General features: G+C 72.6%; 18 protein-coding genes. 8 read left to right on the top strand and 10 right to left on the bottom strand.

Going from position 1 to position 20092, the window contains the following annotated elements; genetic code table 11:
* Nucleotides 1–49 precede the first annotated feature (49 nt).
* On the bottom strand, nucleotides 50–2290 hold the full coding sequence (locus tag ACGFWE_RS11185) for a helix-turn-helix domain-containing protein (protein ID WP_393599454.1): 2241 nt from the start codon (nucleotides 2288–2290) through the stop codon (nucleotides 50–52).
* Nucleotides 2291–2396: 106 nt separating this feature from the next.
* Here ACGFWE_RS11185 and ACGFWE_RS11180 point away from each other — a divergent pair, with 106 nt between their 5' ends.
* On the top strand, nucleotides 2397–3230 hold the full coding sequence (locus ACGFWE_RS11180) for an alpha/beta hydrolase (RefSeq protein WP_352383324.1): 834 nt from the start codon (nucleotides 2397–2399) through the stop codon (nucleotides 3228–3230).
* 27 nt (nucleotides 3231–3257) lie between these two features.
* On the opposite strand, the gene ACGFWE_RS11175 is transcribed toward ACGFWE_RS11180, so the two are convergent.
* On the bottom strand, nucleotides 3258–3956 hold the full coding sequence (locus ACGFWE_RS11175) for a YoaK family protein (protein WP_393599451.1): 699 nt from the start codon (nucleotides 3954–3956) through the stop codon (nucleotides 3258–3260).
* A gap of 103 nt (nucleotides 3957–4059) precedes the next feature.
* On the opposite strand from ACGFWE_RS11175, the gene ACGFWE_RS11170 reads away from it, so the two are divergent.
* Nucleotides 4060–5346, top strand: coding sequence for an alpha/beta hydrolase family protein (locus tag ACGFWE_RS11170; RefSeq protein WP_393599449.1), 1287 nt, complete (start codon nucleotides 4060–4062; stop codon nucleotides 5344–5346).
* A 13-nt stretch (nucleotides 5347–5359) separates the two neighbouring features.
* Here the strand turns inward: ACGFWE_RS11170 and ACGFWE_RS11165 are convergent, their stop codons facing one another.
* From ACGFWE_RS11165 to ACGFWE_RS11135, 7 genes are all read right to left on the bottom strand, one after another.
* Nucleotides 5360–5779, bottom strand: a complete 420-nt coding sequence (locus ACGFWE_RS11165) for a transglycosylase SLT domain-containing protein (protein ID WP_352383318.1) — start codon at nucleotides 5777–5779, stop codon at nucleotides 5360–5362.
* A 285-nt stretch (nucleotides 5780–6064) separates the two neighbouring features.
* Entirely contained in the window at nucleotides 6065–6907 is an 843-nt protein-coding gene (locus tag ACGFWE_RS11160; protein ID WP_393599447.1) for an ECF transporter S component, read from the bottom strand.
* A complete protein-coding gene (locus ACGFWE_RS11155) occupies nucleotides 6904–8565 on the bottom strand; it encodes an ABC transporter ATP-binding protein (protein ID WP_393599445.1) in 1662 nt (553 codons plus the stop codon). The genes ACGFWE_RS11160 and ACGFWE_RS11155 overlap by 4 nt, the downstream gene beginning before the upstream one ends.
* Nucleotides 8562–9665, bottom strand: coding sequence for an energy-coupling factor transporter transmembrane component T (locus tag ACGFWE_RS11150; protein ID WP_352383313.1), 1104 nt, complete (start codon nucleotides 9663–9665; stop codon nucleotides 8562–8564). Before ACGFWE_RS11150 ends, ACGFWE_RS11155 begins: the two co-directional genes overlap by 4 nt.
* Nucleotides 9655–10290: an SCO2322 family protein gene (locus ACGFWE_RS11145; protein WP_352383311.1), complete on the bottom strand. Its 636-nt coding sequence runs from the start codon at nucleotides 10288–10290 to the stop codon at nucleotides 9655–9657. The genes ACGFWE_RS11150 and ACGFWE_RS11145 overlap by 11 nt, the downstream gene beginning before the upstream one ends.
* Nucleotides 10287–11462 (bottom strand): prenyltransferase/squalene oxidase repeat-containing protein, encoded by a 1176-nt coding sequence (locus ACGFWE_RS11140; RefSeq protein ID WP_393600191.1) that lies wholly within the window; start codon nucleotides 11460–11462, stop codon nucleotides 10287–10289. The genes ACGFWE_RS11145 and ACGFWE_RS11140 overlap by 4 nt, the downstream gene beginning before the upstream one ends.
* A 407-nt stretch (nucleotides 11463–11869) precedes the next feature.
* Nucleotides 11870–12895, bottom strand: coding sequence for an MBL fold metallo-hydrolase (locus tag ACGFWE_RS11135; protein ID WP_352383308.1), 1026 nt, complete (start codon nucleotides 12893–12895; stop codon nucleotides 11870–11872).
* A gap of 168 nt (nucleotides 12896–13063) precedes the next feature.
* On the opposite strand from ACGFWE_RS11135, the gene ACGFWE_RS11130 reads away from it, so the two are divergent.
* From ACGFWE_RS11130 to ACGFWE_RS11120, 3 genes are all read left to right on the top strand, one after another.
* Entirely contained in the window at nucleotides 13064–14521 is a 1458-nt protein-coding gene (locus tag ACGFWE_RS11130; protein ID WP_352383307.1) for an aldehyde dehydrogenase, read from the top strand.
* A gap of 6 nt (nucleotides 14522–14527) precedes the next feature.
* Nucleotides 14528–14761, top strand: a complete 234-nt coding sequence (locus ACGFWE_RS11125) for a ferredoxin (RefSeq protein WP_393599443.1) — start codon at nucleotides 14528–14530, stop codon at nucleotides 14759–14761.
* A gap of 318 nt (nucleotides 14762–15079) precedes the next feature.
* Nucleotides 15080–15943 carry a tetratricopeptide repeat protein gene (locus tag ACGFWE_RS11120; protein ID WP_393599441.1) on the top strand — a complete coding sequence of 288 codons (864 nt, stop codon included), beginning with the start codon at nucleotides 15080–15082 and terminating at the stop codon, nucleotides 15941–15943.
* Nucleotides 15944–16012: 69 nt separating this feature from the next.
* Here the strand turns inward: ACGFWE_RS11120 and ACGFWE_RS11115 are convergent, their stop codons facing one another.
* Nucleotides 16013–16636: a TetR family transcriptional regulator gene (locus tag ACGFWE_RS11115; protein ID WP_352384331.1), complete on the bottom strand. Its 624-nt coding sequence runs from the start codon at nucleotides 16634–16636 to the stop codon at nucleotides 16013–16015.
* 254 nt (nucleotides 16637–16890) lie between these two features.
* On the opposite strand from ACGFWE_RS11115, the gene ACGFWE_RS11110 reads away from it, so the two are divergent.
* Genes ACGFWE_RS11110 through ACGFWE_RS11100 form a run of 3 tightly spaced genes read left to right on the top strand, consistent with a single transcriptional unit; the run spans nucleotide 16891 to nucleotide 20086 of the window.
* Entirely contained in the window at nucleotides 16891–18291 is a 1401-nt protein-coding gene (locus tag ACGFWE_RS11110) for a glycosyltransferase family 4 protein (RefSeq protein ID WP_393599439.1), read from the top strand.
* Nucleotides 18285–19019 (top strand): class I SAM-dependent methyltransferase, encoded by a 735-nt coding sequence (locus tag ACGFWE_RS11105; RefSeq protein WP_020116038.1) that lies wholly within the window; start codon nucleotides 18285–18287, stop codon nucleotides 19017–19019. The genes ACGFWE_RS11110 and ACGFWE_RS11105 overlap by 7 nt, the downstream gene beginning before the upstream one ends.
* Nucleotides 19016–20086, top strand: coding sequence for a prenyltransferase/squalene oxidase repeat-containing protein (locus tag ACGFWE_RS11100; protein ID WP_352383301.1), 1071 nt, complete (start codon nucleotides 19016–19018; stop codon nucleotides 20084–20086). Before ACGFWE_RS11105 ends, ACGFWE_RS11100 begins: the two co-directional genes overlap by 4 nt.
* Nucleotides 20087–20092: the final 6 nt, after the last annotated feature.

The raw sequence follows: 20092 nt of genomic DNA, 5'->3' as shown, positions 1-20092 counted from the left end.
CCGGCTCGGGTGAGGTCTGGGGGAGCAGTTCGCGGGTCGCCGTACCGGTTCATCCGAGGCGCTCGATCGTCGTCGCCGTCTCCGCCGCGGACACCGTGTCGCCGGCTGCCGTGAACAGTTCCTGTGCCCGGGTGAGGTGTTCGCGGGCCTCGGGGACTTCGCCGCAGTGGCGCAGGGCCGTGGCGAGATTGGTGAGCGCCTGGGCCAGGTAGCGGTCGAGGTCGCCGCGGGCGAGGGGGGTGATGACGGTGCGGTAGGCCGCCACCGCCTCCGGCCACCGTTCGAGGGCCAGCAGATCGTTCGCGATCTCGTGGCGGAGAAGGACCTGGATGAACTCGTTCAGGCCCGGAACATCCCCGGCGGAGGTGTCCAGCAGGGCCCGGTGCAGGGCCAGCGCCTCCTCGGCACGGCCGGATTCGCGCAGCGCCCTGCCGAGGACTCGCTGGGAGACCGCCTTCCCGGCGCTGTCGCCGACGACATCGAAGAGCCGGGTGGCCTTGGCGGCGGCCTCCGCGGCCTCTGCTGGCCGCAGGGCCAGACAGGCCCCGCTGATGTAGGCCCACGCCCAGGCCTGCTGGCCCTCGTCACCGGTCTCGATCGCCAACTCCAGGGCCTGGCGGGCGAGTTGTTCGGCGCGTTCGTACTGGGACGCGCCGACGCTGTGGGCCCAGGCCAGACAGTTGAGCTGGTGGGCCTCGGCGGCCCGGTCACCGACGGCCGCTGCGGACCGGGCGCCGTACGAGAAGAGGGTCCGCCACTCGGGCCACTGGCTCCAGCGGTCGGAGAACCAGTACAGGGTGCGCGAGGTGTGGAGGATCTCCGTGTGCCGGTCCGCCGCGTACATCAGGGGCAGGGCGCCGGCCCAGTTGGAGCGTTCGGCGATGAGCCACTCCTCCGCCTCCTCGGCGGACCCGGGGCAGAACGCGGGGACCGTCCCCGCCCATGGCTCGGGCGCGCCCGGTGCCTCGAACATGCGGCCCGCCGCCGAGGCCGACCGCAACAACCAGTCCGCCATGTGCAGTTGGACCTCCCGAGCCACCGACTCGGGCTCCTCGGCGTCGAGTCGCTCGCGCGCGAAGAGCCGTACGAGGTCATGGAGGGCGTAGCGGCCGGGTGCGGTCTCCTCCAGCAGGCCCCGGTCGACCAGGAGGTCGAGGACATCCCCGGTGGTGAGCGGGTCCTCGCCGGTCAGTACGGCGGCGAGGCCGGGGCCGGTGCCGTGCCCGGGGAGGAGGGAGAGACGCCGCAGCAACAGCCGGTGCGGCGGCGTGAGCTGGCCGTAGGAGAGGGCGAGGGCGCCGCGTACGGCGAGGTCGCCCGCGACCAGCCCGCTCAAGCGCCGCCCCTCGTCGGCGAGTTGGCCCACCAGGTGGGCCGGGGTCCAGCTCGGGCGGCTGGAGAGGCGGTTGCCGACGATGCGCAGGGCCAGCGGGAGGTGGCCGCACAGCTCGGTCAGCCGGGTGAGCGCCTCGGACTGGCCGTCGGTGCGCGGGGTGCCGAGGATGCGCTCCAGCAGCCTCGTCGACTCCCCGCCGCTGAGGCCGCCGAGTCTGATCCGGCGTACGCCTTCGAGACCGGCCAGCGGACGCCGGCTGGTGACCAGCACGAAACTGCCCTCGGCGTCCGGCAGCAGCGGCCTGGTCAGGGTCTCGTCGGCCGCGTCGTCGAGGACGACCAGGGCCCGCCGGCCGGCGAGCGCGGCCCGGTAGACGGCCTCGCGGGCGACGGGGTCCACCGGGATCCGGTCCGGGGGGTGCCCCAGTGCCGTCAGCAGCAGGACCAGCGCCTCGGCGGCCGGCAGCGGGGAGTCGCTCATACCGTGCAGCTGGACGCAGACGCTGCCGTCCGGGAAGGCGCCGGACAGGCGTCGTACCGCCTCCGCCGCGAGCGTCGTCTTGCCCTGTCCGCCCGGCCCGAAGAGCACCGCCGCACGGGTGCGCGTGCCGGTCGCCAGGGACTCCAGCTCCGCCAGCTCCTGCTCCCGGCCGGTGAAGTCCGGGACGGTCCGCAGCAGGTACGGCGGTGTCGGCGCCCCGCCGCGTTCCCGGCCGGTGCCGGCCAGCCGCTGCACGCGCTCGCGCTGCTCGTCGTCGAGCCCGAGTGCGGCGGCTAGGGCGTCGACGGTACGGCGCTGCGGTCCGCGGCTGCGACCGCGCTCCAGGTCGCCGAGTGCGCGGACGCTGACTCCGGAGGCTTCGGAGAGTTCCTCCAGGGTCAGCCCGGCGGCCCGGCGCAGGGAGCGGAGCGTGCCGCCGAAGGGGGTCGCGGGGGGAGAGGTGTGACTGGTCATCATGACAATTAGAACAAGCGCTCTCTACTTCCGCCTGCACTTCTGCCTGGTGGCCTCCGGCGACCCGTGGTGAGCTGGAGGTTCCATTTCGAGAGGACGAAACGACATGCCGTACATCACCGTTGGCGAAGAGAACAGCGCGCCGATCGAGCTCTACTACGAGGACCACGGCACCGGACAGCCCGTCGTGCTGATCCACGGCTACCCGCTCGACGGCCACTCCTGGGAGAAGCAGCTGCCCGCGCTCCTCGATGCCGGCCACCGGGTCATCACCTACGACCGCCGCGGCTTCGGCCGCTCCTCGCAGCCCACCACCGGCTACGACTACGACACCTTCGCCGCCGACCTCGACAAGGTGCTCACGACCCTGGACCTGACCGACGCGGTGCTCGTCGGCTTCTCGATGGGTACCGGCGAGGTGGGCCGCTACCTGGGCACGTACGGCTCGGGCCGGGTCGCGAAGGCGGCCTTCCTGGCCTCCCTGGAGCCCTTCCTGCTGAAGACCGACGACAACCCGACCGGCGTGGACCAGTCGGTCTTCGACGGCATCCTGGAGGCCGTCACCAAGGACCGGTACGCCTACTTCGACGCCTTCTACCAGGACTTCTACAACCTGGACGAGACGCTCGGCAGCCGGATCAGCGAGGCGGCCGTGCGGGGCAGCTGGAACGTGGCCGCGGGTGCCTCGGCGCACGCGTCGGTGGCCTGCGTGCCGACCTGGATCACCGACTTCCGGGCCGACGTGGCGAAGATCGACGTACCGGCGCTGATCCTGCACGGCACGGGCGACCGCATCCTGCCGATCGACGCGACCGGCCGGCCCTTCCACGCGCTGCTGCCCGCCGCCGAGTACGTCGAGATCGAGGGCGCCCCGCACGGCCTGCTGTGGACCCACGCGGAGGAGGTCACCTCGGCGCTGCTGGCCTTCCTGGCCAAGTAGCCCCTGGAGAGTCCCTGGACAGGGGGCTCACTCGCGCCCCGAGGCGGTCAGTGCCAGCAGGGCCACCAGCCCCGCCGCGATCGCCAGCGGAATGCCGAGGCCGTGGTGGAGCACCAGCCACGCACCCAGCGCGGCCCCGGCGACCATCGCGATCACGGACGCCGTACGGCGCGGCGAGCGGGTGCCGGGGCCGCCGCCGGCCCGCGAGTCGGCGGCGAGGCCGGTCAGCGTCATGGTCAGCACGGTCGTCGTCAGGTCAGGGACGCCGAGCCTGCGGACCGTGGCGTTGCGCAGGCCCATGGCGAAGGCAGTGACGGCGATGAGGGTGTAGGCGGTGGCCGTGGCGCCGGGCGCGGCGAAGGCGACCACGGCCGACACCCCCAGGAGCACCGCCTCGGCGGCGAGCGTGAGCCGGGCCCAGGTGCGGCGGGAGCCGGAGCCGAGCCGTACGGCGACCCGGCCGCCCGCCACCGCGCCCACCACGAACGACGCCAGCGAGGTCAACGTGTGTTCCACCGAGAAGCCGGGCGCCCCGGCCGCGGCGAACCCGAGCACGACCACGTTGCCGGTCATGTTCGCGGTGAAGACGTGTTCGAGGCCGAGATAGCTGACGGCGTCGATCAGTCCGCTGACCACCGTCAGCCCCAGCAGTACGGCCACCAGGCGCAGCCCGCGCGCCTCGGGATCGCCGGCCGCCTTCGTGTCGGTGCCGCTCTGTTCGCTCATCGATTCTCCGGACGGCCGGACGGACGGGGTGCACCCAAGTCCACCACGGAGGCGGGGGATTCTCGGATGTCGGGGCGACCCGCGCGTCCGTAGCGTCGAGGACATGAGTGATGAGACGCGCAAACCCCGTGGAACAAGGGCGAGTCGGCGCACGCGGAGGGGGCTCGCCGCAGCGGCGGCCCTGCTGCTCGCCGGGCTCGCGGCGGCCCCGGCGGCAGCGGCCGCGGATGAGTGGACGCATCAGGACGGGCGGACGCATCAGGCTGGGCGGACGCAGCAGGCCGGGCGCGGCGACCTGGTCGCCGTCACGCCGGTCGCCGACCGGGACGCGGGGGCCGTCCGGGCGTTCCTGGACGGGCAGGACGTCGCCACCGGCTCCGTGCGGTACGGCGTGCGGGCCTACCGGCTCACGTACCGGACCGTCGATCCGTACGGCGGGCCCACGACCGCGACCGGGCTGCTGACGCTCCCCAAAGGCGGCGGCCACCGCCTCGACCTGGTCTCCGACACCCACGGCACGATGGTCCACCGCGACTACGCGCCCTCGGCGAGCGAGGACTTCGGGCGGGTGCCGTCGTATCTGAACGCGAGCGCGGGCCGGGCCGTGGCCGCCCCCGACTATCTCGGCCTCGGCCGGGGCCCGGGCCGGCACCCGTACATGGACACGGCCTCGTCGGTGACCGCCTCCCTCGACATGCTGCGCGCCGCCTGGACGGCCGCGGACCGACTCGGGCGTCCGCTCACCGGGGACGTGTACGCGACGGGCTTCTCCCAGGGCGGCCAGGTCGCGATGGCGCTCGGCAAGGCGCTGGACGCGGGCGCCGACCGGCACTTCCGGCTGAGGGCACTCGCACCGGTCAGCGGCCCGTACGACCTGGAGGGCCAGGAGATGCCCGCGCTGTTCGACGGCCGGGTCAACGACACCAGCGGGGTCCTCTACATCGCGTACTGGCTGGTCGCGCAGAACCGTCTGCATCCCCTCTACAAGGACCCGTCCGACGCCTTCCGCGCCCCCTACGCGAGCCGGGTCGAGGGCCTGCTCGACGGGAGCCACGAGCAGGAGGACGTCGTCACAGGGCTCGCGCCCTCGGTGGAACAGCTGCTCACGCCCGCCTTCTACGAGCGTCTGCGGCACCCGTCCGGCGCCGTGCTGGACGCGATGCGCGCCGCCGACCACACCTGCGACTGGAAGCCGGAGGTGCCGGTGCGGCTGTACGCCGCTGCCGGTGACACGGACGTGCCCGTCGGCAACACCCGGACATGCGCCCGCACCCTCGCAGGTCAGGGAGCGAGGGTGCGGGTGGTCGAGCAGGGAGCCGTGGATCACTTCGGCTCCCTCGCCGTGTCGGCCCCGCAGGTGGTGCGGTTCTTCGACGGCGTCCGGGGGTGATGCGCGCGGCGGCTCAGTACCAGCCGTTGGCCTGCCAGAAGGCCCAGGCGGCGGTCGGGCTGCCGTAGCGGGAGTTCATGTAGTCAAGGCCCCACTTGATCTGGGTCTTGGCGTTGGACTTCCAGTCGGAGCCGGCGGAGGCCATCTTGGAGCCGGGCAGGGCCTGGACCAGGCCGTAGGCGCCGGAGGAGGAGTTCGTGGCGTTGACGTCCCAGCCGCTCTCGTGCTCGACGATCCTGCTGAACGCGTTGTACTGCGCGGCGTTCGGGATCATCTTGTGCGCGATGGCCTTGGCCTGGGCGGACGAGCTGGTCGTGGCCGCCTGGGCCGGCGCCGCGGTCAGGACCAGGCCGGCGGTGGCGGCGGCCATCGCGACGGTGGTGATGGCCTTCTTCGGAGAAGCGATGCGGCGGGCGATGCGGGAGACGGACACGGAGAACCTTTTCTTCGGGGACGGTGGTGCCGCTCGCGGTCCCGGGGGACATGCGGCGGCGCCGAGGCCCGTGGGCTTGTCGGCGCCGTGCGACGTCGTCTACAGAAACAGGCTCGGAAGGTGTCCGCAATGACCCCTTTTACTAGTTGTGGCCGAATCACCGGGAAAGGGCACCCGTGTGATCCGGCTCTCAATGCGCAGGTCAGGAGGGGTACGGGTTGGGTGTTATGTCGGAATTGTTCCTACTGTTCCCGTTAGTAGGTGAGCTGGGTCATGTGGGGCGCTTCACCGCTCGGGCGCCTCGAATGTGACCTGGGCCTCGAAGGCCGCACGGCGGGTGGCCCGGCGCAGCCCCCTGAGGAGGGCCGGGCCGAGGGTGAGCGTCAGGACGACGGTCACCAGGGCCCGGCCCAGGTCCCAGCCGAGCGACGTGGCCAGGCAGTACGCGAGGAAACGGGCCAGGTTGGCGGGGACACCGGCGTGCGGGTCGAAGGCGATGTCCGAGGCGAGTGCGCCCATGAAGGGCCAACCGGCCATGTTCATGGCGGTGCCGTAGGCGAAGGCGGCGAGGAAACCGTAGGCGGCCAGGAGCCGGACCTCCGTACGGGCCCGCGCGCGGGCGGGCACCGGCAGCAGGCCCGCGCCCATCGTGAACCAGCCCATCGCCAGCATCTGGAACGGCATCCACGGCCCCACCCCGCCGGTGAGCAGGGCGGACGCGAACATCGTGACGTTGCCGAGCACGAAGCCGAACCCCGGGCCGAGAACCCGGCCGCTGAGCACCATCAGGAAGAACATCGGCTCGATACCGGCGGTGCCGGCGCCGATCGGCCTGAGCGCGGCGCCGGTCGCGGCGAGTACGCCGAGCATCGCCACGGCCTTGGGGCCGAGTCCCGACTCCGCGAGCGCCGCGGCGACCACGGCGACGAGGAGGACGAGCAGTCCGGCGAAGAGCCAGGGGGCGTCCTGCGTGTGGGTGCCGACCCGGGAGGTGGGCGGGGCGAGGAAGGGCCAGCCGAAGGCGACGACGCCCACGGCGCTGACCAGGGCGAGGGCGAGGAGGGGGCGGGGGCCCAGGGGTACGGCTCGGGCCGTCACACGGGGTGCCATCACAGGGTCCTGGGTCATGACAGGGCCTTCCTCACCTCGGCGACCGTGAGCCACCGCTGCGGGGCGAGGATCTTGCTGACCTGCGGGGCGAAGGAGGGGGAGGACGTGATCACGTCCGCCGCCGGGCCGTCGGCTATCACCTCGCCCTCCGCCAGCAGGACCACCCGGTGGGCGAGCTCGGCTGCGAGCTCCACGCCATGGGTGGCCAGCATGATCGCGTGACCGGTGGCGGCGAGTTCCCTGAGCAGGCGGACGAGACGGGCCTTGGCCGCGTAGTCCAGGCCGCGGGTCGGCTCGTCGAGGAGCAGGAGGGGCGGGCGGGCGGCCAGGACCACGGCGAGGGCGAGGGCGAGCCGCTGGCCTTCGGAGAGGTCGCGGGGGTGGGTGTCGTCGGTCACGCCCGGCAGGAGGTCGTCGACCAGCGCACGGCAGGTGCCGGGTGCCGCGCCGGCGTCCTGGTCGGCGGCCCGGCACTCGGCGGCGACGGTGTCGGCGTACAGGAGGTCCCGGGGTTCCTGGGGGACGAGGCCCGCTCGGCGGACGAGGTCCCGCGGGGCGGTGCGGTGGGGCCGGGCGCCGCCGACGTGGACGGTTCCCGCGGAGGGCTCCACCAGGCCGACCAGGGTGTTGAGGAGCGTGGACTTCCCGGCACCGTTGCGGCCCATGAGGGCGATGGTCTCGCCGGGGCGGACGGTGAGGTCGATGTGGGTCAGGGCCCGGACGTGGGCGCGGCGGACGGAGAGGGCGGTGACTTCGGCGAGGTGGGGTGCGGCGGCAGGGGTGGGGCGCTCACGGCGGGCGAACCGGCGGGCCCGGTGCACCTGGGGGCCGGTCTCGCCGTCGGCGGCTGCGGGTGCCTGTGCGGCGAGTCGGTCTCGTAGAGGTCCTGCCTGGCGGCGGGCGTTGCGGACCGTCAGGGGGAGCGGGGACCAGCCCGCCAGCCGGCCCAGGTCCACCACCGGCGGATACACCGGGGATACGGCCATCATCTCGGCCGGGGTGCCGAAGACCGGTGCTTCTCCGAGGGCGGGCAGGAGGGCCACCTGGTCGGCGTACTGGATGACGCGTTCCAGGCGGTGTTCGGCCATGAGGACTGTGGTGCCCAGGTCGTGGACCAGGCGTTGGAGGACGGCGAGGACCTCCTCCGCCGCCGCGGGGTCCAGGGCCGAGGTCGGTTCGTCCAGGACCAGGACCCGGGGGTGCGGGGTGAGGACCGAGCCGATCGCCACGCGCTGCTGCTGGCCGCCGGAGAGGGTGGCCAGTGGACGGTCGCGCAGGGGAGCCAGGCCCAGCAGGTCCAGGGTCTCCTCCACCCGGCGGCGCATCACCGCCGGGGGCAGCCCCAACGACTCCATGCCGTAGGCGAGTTCGTCCTCCACGGTGTCCGTGACGAAGTGGGACAGCGGGTCCTGGCCCACCGTGCCGACCACGTCGGCCAGTTCGCGCGGCTTGTGGGTGCGGGTGTCGCGGCCGGCCACGGTGACCCGGCCGCGCAGGGTGCCGCCGGTGAAGTGCGGGACGAGCCCGCTGACCGCGCCGAGGATCGTGGACTTGCCGACCCCCGACGGGCCCACGAGCAGCACGAGTTCACCCTCCGGCACCTCGAAGTCGACGTCACGGACGGTTGGTTCGGGCGCCCCGTCGTAGGTCACGGAGACATCCTCGAAGCGGATCACGACGACGGCTCCTCGGGGGCTGGTGCTGGGGCGGGGGCGAGGAAGGCCGGCAGCAGGCCCAGGAGGACCGCCGCGGCCGGCCACAGGGGGAGGGCGGGGGCGACGAGGGGCACCACCCCGGGGTGCAGGGCGGCCGGATCGGTGGCGCTCGCGAGGAACATCCCCGCCGCCACGGCCGCGCCGGAACCGGCGACCAGGAGGGACCGGGCGGTCCAGCGGTCCGGACGGTAACGGGTGCGCGGAGTGCGCCGGCCGCCCAGACGCAGGCCCGCGAGGGCGGCGGCGAGGCCGGCGAGGAGCACCGGGACGCCGTACGTGCCGCCCTCGGCGGTGAGCAGTCCGTACGTCCCGGCGCAGACGCCGAGCAGTCCGCCGAGGGTGAGCGCGGTGGTCGTACGGCGGACCCCGGGCGGGACCTCGGCGGTACGGCCGTAGCCGCGGGCGTCCATGGCCGCGGCGAGGGCGACCGAGCGCTCCAACGCGCCCTCCAGGACCGGGAGTCCGACCTGGAGGAGGCCGCGCAGGCCGGTGTCCGGGCGGCCCCGGAGGCGGCGGGCGGCGCGCAGGCGCTGGACGTCGGCGATGAGATGGGGGGCGAAGGTCAGGGCCACCACCACGGCCACGCCGAGTTCGTAGAGGGCGCCGGGGAGGGACTTCAGGAGGCGGTGCGGGTTGGCGAGGGCGTTCGCCGCGCCCACGCAGATCAGGAGGGTGGCCAGCTTGAGGCCGTCGTAGAGGGCGAAGACGAGGGACTCCGCGGTCACCCGGCCGCCCAGGCGGACGCCCTGCGCCCAGCCGGGGAGTGGGAGTTCGGGGAGGGCGACGAGCACATGGGTGCCGGGTACGGGGGAGCCGAGGACGATCGTGAAGAGGAGACGCACGAGGAGGACGGCGAGGCCGAGTTTGAGGAACGCGGTGTACGAGCGGGCCCAGGGGGTGTTCCGGCGGCAGGTCGCCACCACGTAGCCCGAGGTGACGACGAGGAGGGTCAGGAGGAGAGGGTTGGTGGTGCGGGTGGCCGCTGTGCCGAGGCCCAGGGACCAGAGCCACCAGGCGCCGGGGTGCAGAGGCACGGGCCGGCCGGCTGGGCTATGCGGCATTGCCGCGCCGCCTCGCCCTCGCCCGCCACACCGCCGCCGCTCCCAGTACGGCGATCGCCCCCAGGCCCGCGAACAGGCCCACGGACGGCCCGCCGTCCGACCGGCTTTTCTCCGGTCCCGTCTTCTTCCCCGCCTCCTGCTCCCCGCAGCCCGCTTCCGGATATCCCACGATCGCGCACAACAGCGCGCTGCTGTTGTAGCGGAGGGGTTCGGCCACCGTCGCCAGGGCTTCCGCCGTGGTCGCGTCGCGGGACACCACCGCGCACGCGGTGCGGCTCGCCGGGGGCTTCGCACCGGACGGGGCGTCCGAGGCCGTACCGAAGTCGATGACCAACGCCACGCGCTTACGGCCGTCCCGCGCCGCCGTGTCTCCGCAGATCGCCGTGAACGACGCCGTCCCGCGGGGCTTGTCCGCGTCCGCCGAGTCCTCGCTCACCGCGAAGCGGAAGCCCTGGACGTCGCCGTCGGAGGGGACCGCGGTGGAGGGGCCCTGGGTGGCGTAGGTCCAGGTCGTGCCGGTGCGGTCCCAGAAGGACCAGTAGCGGTATCCGGCGGCGTGGGCCGGGCTCACGGCGGCCAGGAGGAGGCCCGTCAGGAGGGAGAGGAGGACCGCCTTGCGGGTCACGGCTGCTTCCTCTTGTTGCGGCTGCTGAGCAGGAAGCCGATCCCCGCGCCGGCGGCGAGACCCGCGCCGACCGTCCACCACACGGAGGTGCCGGAGTCGTCCTGGGACGCGGTGACCGGCGCCGGTCCCGTCGCGGTCAGCTGCTCGACCAGGTCCGTGCCGCCGAAGTCGCGCGGGTCGGCGCCACCCGCCTCGGCGGCGAGGATCAGCTGGGCGTATGCCGCCGGCCCGTTCTGCGCGGCCCACTTCGCGGAGTTGCGCTCCAGCCACGCCAGGGGCTCGCGCGTGGCCACGGGACCGCCCTGGACGGCGAGCGCGACGACCGCGTCGGCCGTGTTGCCGTAGTCGGGCTGGTTCTCGGAGCCGGGGAGGGCGGCGGTCAGGTGGCCGTCCTTCGCGACCGCCTTCGCCAGGTAGGCCGCGCCGTTGGCCGCCGCCTGCTCCCGACTTGGGCGAGCCGCGTCGGCGCAGGTGGCGGCCGCCTTGCCGCCGGCCTTCGCCGACACCATGTCCTGGCCCAGCGCGCCGACGACAGCCGCCGCCGTCGCGTCCGCGTTGGCCGTGAGCCTGCCCTTCTTGTCCGGCTGGTAGGCGAAGGCGCCCCCGTCGGCGCACGGCAGGGCCAGCTTCAGCAGGGCGTCGTACGGCGACCTGCCGCCCTTGAGGGACTTGGCGGGATCGTCGCCGGAAGCCTTCAGCGCGCCGATCGCCACGGACGTCGAGTTGGCGTCACTGGCCCCGCCGGAGGAGAAGCCCCAGCCGCCGTCCTTGTTCTGGACGGACTTCAGCCAGGTCACCGCCTTCGTGACCGCGGTGCCGTGCCCGCCGACCGCGGACAGGGCCTGCGCTGCGGCTGCCGTGCTGTTGGTGTCGACCATCAGCTTGGCGTCGCAGGCTTTGGCCGGGTCCGCGCGGAACGCCGGGAACGCCCCGCTCGCGCACTGCTGCCCGGCCAGCCAGTCGACGGCCGCGGCGGCGGGCTCCACGTCCACCCGGTGCAGGGCGATCAGGGCGAGGGACTGCCGCCAGACCCCGTCGTAGGTGGGGTCGCTGCTGCCGTACAGCCCCGAGGGCAGGGACGGCGACGGAGACGGCGAGGCGGCGACGGCGGGCGTGGCCGTGGCGATCACGACGGTGGCGGCCAGGACCGCGGCGCTGCGGCGGACGTTCATGATCGGCGGAAGCCCTTCTCCCTGCGGGGAGCCGGGCAGCGCGGGAGAACCCGCGGGCGGCTCGGCTCCGTATACCTCGACGGTGCCGCGCACCGGCCGGTCTCCCAGGCCCTAGGGCCCTTCTGATGGATCTCCGCGGCGTCGCGACGCCCGGCACGCACGCTCACCGCACGGCGCGAAGGGCCAGGTGGCTCCGCCACATGACCCTCCACGCCGCACGCCGATCGCACGCACCGAACGCCGCTCCGTCTTCCACGGAGATCCATCAGAAGGGCCCTAGGGGCACTGGGGGAGGGGACGTGCCGGAATTGCACCGGCTTCCCCCCGTACGGCATGTGATGACGACCTGGCTACTGTACTCGCCCGTAGGGAAGCGGCTGAGAGCCGGGGGAGCCTCGGGGTCCGGGCTAGACGGCCACGTACGTCACCGGATCGCTCCCCGTCACCGCCTCCGCGCGCCCCAGCTTCACCAGCCGCCGCAGATGCGCCTCGGCCTCCGAGACGGCGATGTTCCGCGATCCGTAGGGGATCTGGTCCCAGGGCCGGTTCCACTCCATGCGGACGGCGAGCTGCCAGGGGGTGAGGGGCTCGGCGAGCAGGGAGCGCAGGTCGATGAGGCGTTCCTCGTGGTGGGCGAGCAACTCCCGTACCCGGGCGCTCGCGTCGGTGAAGACGTGCTGGTGGGCGGGGAGGACCTCGGCGGGCGCGAGCCGTCCGACGCGCTCCAGGGAGTCGAGGTAGTCGCCGAGGGGGTCGGTCACGGTGGCGTCGTCGGGGTCCTCGTACAGGCCGATGTGCGGGGTGATCTCGGGGAGCAGATGATCACCGGAGAACAGCCGCCCGTGGCCGGGCAGCCGGGCCGGGTGCTCCTCCTCCAGGTGCAGGCAGACATGGCCGGGCGTGTGTCCCGGGGTCCAGATGGCGCGGAGTCTGCGGCCGGGGAGGTCGAGGAGTTCGCCGGGGACGATCTCGCGGTCGGGCAACGCGGGGGAGAAGCCCGGGAGTTGGCGGCGGCGGGCGGTGCGCAGCGGGGCCACGTGGTCCTCGGGGGCGCCCGCGGCCACCAACTTGGCCGTCATGTAGGTGAACCAGCGCTCGGCCCGGGTCTCCCTGGTGCGCCGCACGATCGCGGAGTCCGCCGCGTGCATCGCGATCCAGGCACCGGAGGCCTCCCGCACCTGGCCGGAGAGGCCGTGGTGGTCGGGGTGGTGGTGGGTGATGACCACGCCGTGGATCTCGCCCACGTCGGTCCCGCACGCGGTCAGCCCCTCGGCGAGGGTGTCCCAGGAGTCCGGGTCGTCCCAGCCGGTGTCGACCAGCACCGGCCCCCGGTCGGTGTCGACGACGTACACCAGCGTGTGGCCGAGGGGGTTGTCGGGGATGGGCACCTGGACGGACCGGACGCCGCCGCCATGGTCGTGCACCTGCGCCATGAGTTCCCCAATCACCGGCTTCTCGCCACTATAACTAGAACGGGTTTCGACGGTAGCCCGAGGTGACCAACAGTCGCGGTGTGCGGCCCGTGGACTCCTCCGGGGGGAACTGGTATCAGTTCCGTATCTGATGGTGCGTCAGCAAGCCGCCCCTGGGAGGCGTTCGCCATGACCGAGCTCGTGGAACACGGACAGCTGTTCATCGGCGGGGAGTTGACCGACCCCCTGGGCGAGGACGTCATCGAGGTGATCTCCCCGCACACCCAGGAGGTCATCGGACGGGTGCCGCACGCCTCGCGCGCGGACGTGGACGCGGCGGTCGCCGCCGCCCGCACCGCCTTCGACGAGGGACCCTGGCCGCGGATGACGCTCGACGAGCGCATCGAGGTCGTCACCAGGATCAAGGACGCCATCGCGGTCCGGCACGAGGAGATCGCCCGCGTGATCTCCTCCGAGAACGGCTCCCCGTACTCCTGGAGCGTCCTCGCGCAGGCCCTCGGCGCGATGATGGTCTGGGACTCGGCGATCACGGTCGCACGGAACTTCACCTACGAGGAGCGGCGCGACGGAGTCCTCGGCCGCATCCTCGTGCGGCGTGAACCGGTGGGGGTCGTAGCGGCCGTGGTCCCCTGGAACGTCCCGCAGTTCGTCGCCGCCGCCAAGCTCGCGCCCGCGCTGCTCACCGGCTGCACGGTGGTGCTCAAGCCGTCGCCCGAGTCACCGCTGGACGCGTACATCCTGGCCGAGATCACCAAGGAGGCCGGGCTGCCGGAGGGCGTCCTGTCCATCCTCCCGGCCGACCGCGAGGTCAGCGAGTACCTGGTCGGACACCCCGGGATCGACAAGGTCTCCTTCACCGGTTCGGTCGGCGCGGGCAAGCGCGTGATGGAGGTCGCCGCGCGCAACCTCACGCGCGTGACACTGGAGTTGGGCGGCAAGTCGGCGGCCGTGGTCCTGCCGGACGCGGATGTCGAGGCGGCCGTCGCCGGGATCGTCCCGTCCGCCTGGATGAACAACGGACAGGCCTGTGTGGCCCAGACCCGCATCCTGCTGCCCCGCTCCCGCTACGACGAGTTCGCCGAGGCCCTTGCCGCGGCGGCTGGTGCACTGGTCGTCGGCGACCCGCTCGACCCCGCCACCCAGGTCGGCCCCCTGGTCGCCGAACGCCAGCAGCGCCGCAACCTCGACTACATCCGCATCGGCCAGGAGGAGGGCGCCAAGATCCTCACCGGCGGCGGGCGCCCGGCGGGCCTGGAGCGCGGCTGGTACGTCGAGCCGACGCTCTTCGGCGACGTCGACAACTCGATGCGGATCGCGCGCGAGGAGATCTTCGGACCGGTGATCTGTCTCCTTCCCTACGGCGACGAGTCCGAGGCGGTGAAGATCGCCAACGACTCCGACTACGGCCTGTCCGGCAGCGTGTGGACGGCCGACGTCGAGCGCGGCATCGAGGTCGCCCGCCAGGTTCGTACCGGCACCTACAACGTCAACACCTTCAGCCTCGACATGCTCGGCCCCTTCGGCGGCTACAAGAGCTCCGGCCTGGGAAGGGAGTTCGGCCCGGAGGGCTACGGCGAGTACCTGGAGCACAAGATGATCCATCTGCCGGCCGGCTGGGAGGGGTGAGGGGTGATGGGGGACCGCTGGCACGTCGAGGTCGACCGCTCCCTGTGCATCGGCTCCGCACAGTGCGTCCACACCGCCCCCGACGGCTTCCGCCTGGACACCGCCCGCCAGTCCCACCCCGCCGACCCGGACACCGACGCCAACGAGAAGATCCTGGCGGCAGCGGAGAACTGCCCGGTGGAGGCCATCACGATCACGCTGCTGGGGAGCGGGGAGCCGGTGTTCCCGCCCGAGGAGTAGGGGTCGAGAAAATCATGGTGCGAGAGGGTTCATTTCCGGATGAGCGTTCTATTCTGGACACAGGCCTACGAGGCGAGTGAGGGAGTCCGACCGAAGTAGCCGACTCAGGCGAGATGTGAAGGCTTCCGCCAGGGCCGACGTCGACGGTAGGGCTGAGAGGCCGAAGAGCAGCGGGAAGGCTCGACGGCGACCCCGAGAACCTGATCCGGACCATACCGGCGAAGGGAACCCGCCCCGTAGGTCCCTCATGTGCTCCCCTCCGGCGCGAGGGCTTACGCTCCTGCGGTCGTCGTCAGGACATCGCAGGGGTGGGCAAGGGTGGACAAGTCCGAGGCCAGGAAGCTGATCGAGCAGGCGCGTGCCGCGTGGGACGCCGAGGAGTGGCTGCGCGCCGCAGAACTGTACGAGCGGGTGCTCGCGCACTTCCCGGACCTGAACGCGAGCGCGGTGTGGTGGTACGACGCCGCGCTCGCCCACAAGTTCCTGCGGAACTGGGCCAAGGCGTACGAGCTGGGCAAGGAGGCCGCTGCCCGCTCCCCGCGCGGCGAGGGCGACCCGGCGTACTGGAACCTCGGCATCGCGGCCACGATCCAGCGCGACTGGGCGACCGCGAGGGACGCCTGGGCCGGCTTCGGCATCGAACTCCCGGACGGTGAAGGGGAGATCGAGGCCCGCCTGGGGTACGCCTGCGTGCGCCTCGACACCGGCGGCGAGCGCGAGGTCGTCTGGATCGAGCGGCTGTGCCCGACCCGGGGCCGCGTCGTCAGCGTGCCCGTGACGGGCGGACGGCGCTACGGCGAGATCGTCGTCCACGACGGCGAACCGAAGGGCGAGCGGACCGTAGAGGGCTCGGCCTACCCCGTCTTCGAGGAACTCCTGCTCTTCGAGGCGTCCGAACTGCCCACCCTGGAGGTCACGGTGGCCGCGGGCGAGGCCGCCGACCTGGAGGCACTCGTCGAACTGTTCACCGGTCACGGCTTCGGCGCCGAGCCCGCGAGCAGCGTGCGCATGCTCTGCGCCTGCTGCAGCGAGGGCACCCACGCACAGGAACGTGCCGTCGAGGCGGGCGCCCAGCAGGTCTCCCTCGCCGCCCCCGAGGAGGAGGCCCGGCGGCTGCTGGAGCAGTGGGCGGCGAAGACCGTGACCGGACGGAGCTGGAGCGGGCTCGCCGCCGTCGGCTAGCGCCGGGGCAGGCAACGTTCGCCCGGTCGCGACGCCCGGCACTCCCCCGACCTTCGGCCGGGGGGACCCTCAGAGCAGGGGCCCCTGGGCCCGCGGTTCCGTGAGGTCGATCAGCCGGCACACCGTCTCGATGTCGATCTTCACCTGGGCGATGGAGGCGCGGCCCGAGAGCCAGGTGATCAGGGCCGAGTGCCAGGTGTGCTCGATGACGCGGACCGCGGAGAGCTGTTCGGGCGTCGGGTCCTCGAGACCCATGGCGTCCAGGACGATCAGCGTGGTCTGGTGGGAGACCTGGTCGACCTCCGGGCTCACGCTGCGGTCCGCGAAGGTCAGCGCGCGGACCATCGCGTCGGCCAGGTGCGGTTCGCGCTGCAGGGCGCGGAAGGCCCGCATCAGGGTCTCCGCGACCCGCTCGGCCGCCGTCTCGCCCTGCGGCGGCTTCTTGCGGAGCGTGCCGTGCATGTGTTCCAGCTGGTCCTGCATGGTGGCGACCAGCAGATGGATCTTGGAGGGGAAGTAGCGGTAGAGGGTGCCGAGCGCCACCTGCGAGGACTCCGCGACCTCCCGCATCTGCACCGCGTCGAACCCGCCGCGGCTCGCCAGCTGCGCGCTCGCGTGCAGGATGCGGCGGCGCCGCGCCTCCTGCCGCTCGGTCAGCGGTGGCGCGGCGGGTCGTGCGGTGCTGGCTTCCATTCCGGCGGGCTTGGCCACCTTGTCCACCTTGGCTTCCGTGACAGTCCGTGAGGGCTCGCGATCACACAGCATGGCAGGGTGCCGGGCCGGTGCGCGGTCGCGGTGTTCGTGGCGTGAATCACCTGATCCACCGCTCACAGGACCCCTACCTGCCGGTAGATTCAGAGCCTCCTGAACGATCAAGTCTGAAACTTGTTCTAGATTACCGTCTCGTCGTAATCTCGCGGGACAGTGCAGTCAGAAGGGGGCGCAGAGTGACCGCTGAGGCCAGTCAGGCCGGGGCCTTCGAGGACCTGGCAGTCGACGGCGAGCGACCGCTCCGTATCGCGCTCCTCACCTACAAAGGGAACCCGTTCTGCGGCGGCCAGGGCGTCTATGTACGGCACCTCTCGCGCGAGTTGGCCCGTCTCGGCCACCGCGTCGAGGTCATCGGCTCCCAGCCGTACCCGGTCCTCGACCCCGGGTACGACGGTCTGAGCCTGACCGAGCTGCCGAGCCTGGACCTCTACCGCTCCCCGGACCCCTTCCGCACCCCGAGGCGCGACGAGTACCGCGACTGGATCGACGCCCTGGAAGTCGCCACGATGTGGACCGGCGGCTTCCCCGAGCCGCTCACCTTCTCCCTGCGGGCCCGACGCCATCTCCGGGCCCGCAGCGGTGAGTTCGACGTGATTCACGACAACCAGACCCTCGGCTACGGCCTGTTGGGCGATGTCGGCGCGCCGCTGGTGACCACCATCCACCACCCCATCACCGTGGACCGGCAGCTGGAGCTGGACGCGGCCGAGGGCCGGTGGCAGCGGCTGTCCAAGCGCCGCTGGTACGCCTTCACCCGCATGCAGAAGAGGGTGGCCCGCCGCCTCCCCTCGGTCCTCACCGTCTCCGGCACCTCCCGCGAGGAGATCGTCGACCACCTGGGCGTCCGCGACGACCGCATCCACGTCGTCCACATCGGCGCCGACACGGACCAGTTCGCGCCGGATCCGTCGGTGCCCGTGGTGCCGGGCCGGATCGTCACGACCTCCAGCGCCGACGTCCCCCTCAAGGGCCTGGTCTTCCTCGTCGAGGCGCTGGCGAAGGTCCGCACCGAACACCCCGGGGCGCACCTGATAGTTGTCGGCAAGCGGCCGGCCGAGGGCCCGGTGGCGCAGACCATCGAGCGCTACGGCCTCGAAGGCGCCGTCGACTTCGTCAAGGGCATCTCGGACGCGGCACTGGTCGACCTGGTCCGCTCGGCGGAGGTCGCCTGCGTGCCGTCGCTCTACGAGGGCTTCTCCCTCCCGGCGGCGGAGGCGATGGCGACGGGCACCCCGCTGGTCGCCACGACGGGCGGCGCGATCCCCGAGGTCGCGGGGCGCGACGGCGAGACCTGCCTCGCGGTACCGCCGGGGGACCCGGGCGCACTGGCGACCGCGCTGAGCCGCCTCCTGGGCGACCCGGACCTGAGGGCGCGACTCGGCCGGGCCGGACGTGAGCGGGTACTGGCGAAGTTCACCTGGGCGAAGGCCGCGGAGGGCACGGTGGCCCGGTACCGCGAGGCGATCGCCTCCTCCGCCACCACGCTCCGCGGCCGCCCCGCGTCCTCTCGGGGGGTCGAGCTCGCACCCCCGACCACAGACACCGGTGTCTATCCCGAAAGCAGGGCCACGTGCTGACCGTCGACTTCTCCCGGTTCCCGCTCGCGCCGGGCGACCGTGTTCTGGACCTCGGCTGCGGGGCCGGCCGGCACGCCTTCGAGTGCTACCGGCGCGGCGCGCAGGTCGTGGCCCTGGACCAGAACGCCGACGAAATCCGTGAGGTCGCCAAGTGGTTCGCGGCGATGAAGGAGGCCGGGGAGGCGCCGGAAGGGGCCACCGCCACGGCCATGGAGGGGGACGCCCTCGCGCTTCCCTTCCCCGACGAGTCCTTCGACGTCGTGATCATCTCCGAGGTGATGGAGCACATCCCCGACGACAAGGGCGTACTCGCCGAGATGGTCCGGGTGCTGAAGCCCGGCGGGCGGATCGCCGTCACCGTCCCGCGCTACGGCCCCGAGAAGGTCTGCTGGGCCCTGTCCGACGCCTACCACGAGGTCGAGGGCGGCCACATCCGCATCTACAAGGCGGACGAACTCCTCGCGAAGATCCGCGAGGCCGGCCTCAAGCCGTACGGCACCCACCACGCGCACGCCCTGCACTCCCCGTACTGGTGGCTGAAGTGCGCGTTCGGCGTCGACAACGACAAGGCGCTGCCGGTGCAGGCGTACCACAAGCTGCTGGTCTGGGACATCATGAAGAAGCCGCTGGCCACCCGGGTCGCCGAACAGGCGCTCAACCCGCTGATCGGCAAGAGCTTCGTGGCGTACGCGACCAAGCCGCACCTGCCGCGGGTGGACGCCAAGTGACCACTCCCCGGACAGAACACCTCGTCCTGCCCGGGGTCCTCACCGCCGAGCAGGCCGCCGCGACCGTCGCCGGAATCCTGGCCGCGCAGCGCGAGGACGGGGCGATCCCGTGGTTCCGCGGACACCACCTCGACCCGTGGGACCACACCGAGGCCGCGATGGCGCTGGACGCCGCGGGCGAACACGAGGCGGCCGAGCGGGCCTACGAGTGGCTCGCCCGGCACCAGAACGAGGACGGGTCCTGGTACGCCGCCTACCAGGACGGGGACTTCGCGGACGTCACCGACCGCGGGCGCGAGACCAACTTCGTCGCCTACATAGCCGTCGGCGTGTGGCACCACTACCTGTCCACCGGCGACGACACCTTCCTCGACCGCATGTGGCCGACCGTGTACGCCGCGATGGAGTTCGTCCTGGAGCTCCAGCAGCCGGGCGGCCAGATCGGATGGAAGCGGGAGGACGACGGCAGCGCCCTCACCGACGGGCTGCTCACCGGGTCCTCCTCCGTCCACCACGCGCTGCGATGCGCGCTCGCGATCGCCGAACAGCGCGAAGAGGCCCAGCCCGACTGGGAGTTGGCGGTCGGTGCGCTGCGGCACGCGATCCGCCGGCACCCCGAACGCTTCCTCGACAAGGACCGCTACTCCATGGACTGGTACTACCCGGTCCTGGGCGGCGCGTTGACCGGCGCGGAGGCCAAGTCCCGTATCGAGGAGGGCTGGGAGCGGTTCGTCGTACCCGGCCTCGGGGTGCGCTGTGTCGTCCCCAACCCGTGGGTCACGGGCGGCGAGTCGGCCGAACTCGCCCTGGCCCTGTGGGTCATGGGCGAGTCCGACCGGGCCCTGGAGATCCTCCAGTCGATCCAGCACCTGCGGGACGCGGAGAGCGGCCTGTACTGGACCGGGTACGTGTTCGAGGACGGGGCGGTGTGGCCGCGGGAGCTGACCACCTGGACGGCGGGGTCGCTGCTGCTGGCCGTCGCCGCCCTGGGCGGCCACGAGGCCACCTGCGCGGTGTTCAGCGGGGAGCGTCTGCCGCTGGGCCTCGACCCGGACTGCTGCCCCTGAGAACCC

It is taken from the genome of Streptomyces sp. NPDC048523, assembly GCF_043199815.1.
Lineage (GTDB): Bacteria > Actinomycetota > Actinomycetes > Streptomycetales > Streptomycetaceae > Streptomyces.
This window is presented reverse-complemented; position numbering and strand designations above follow the sequence as displayed.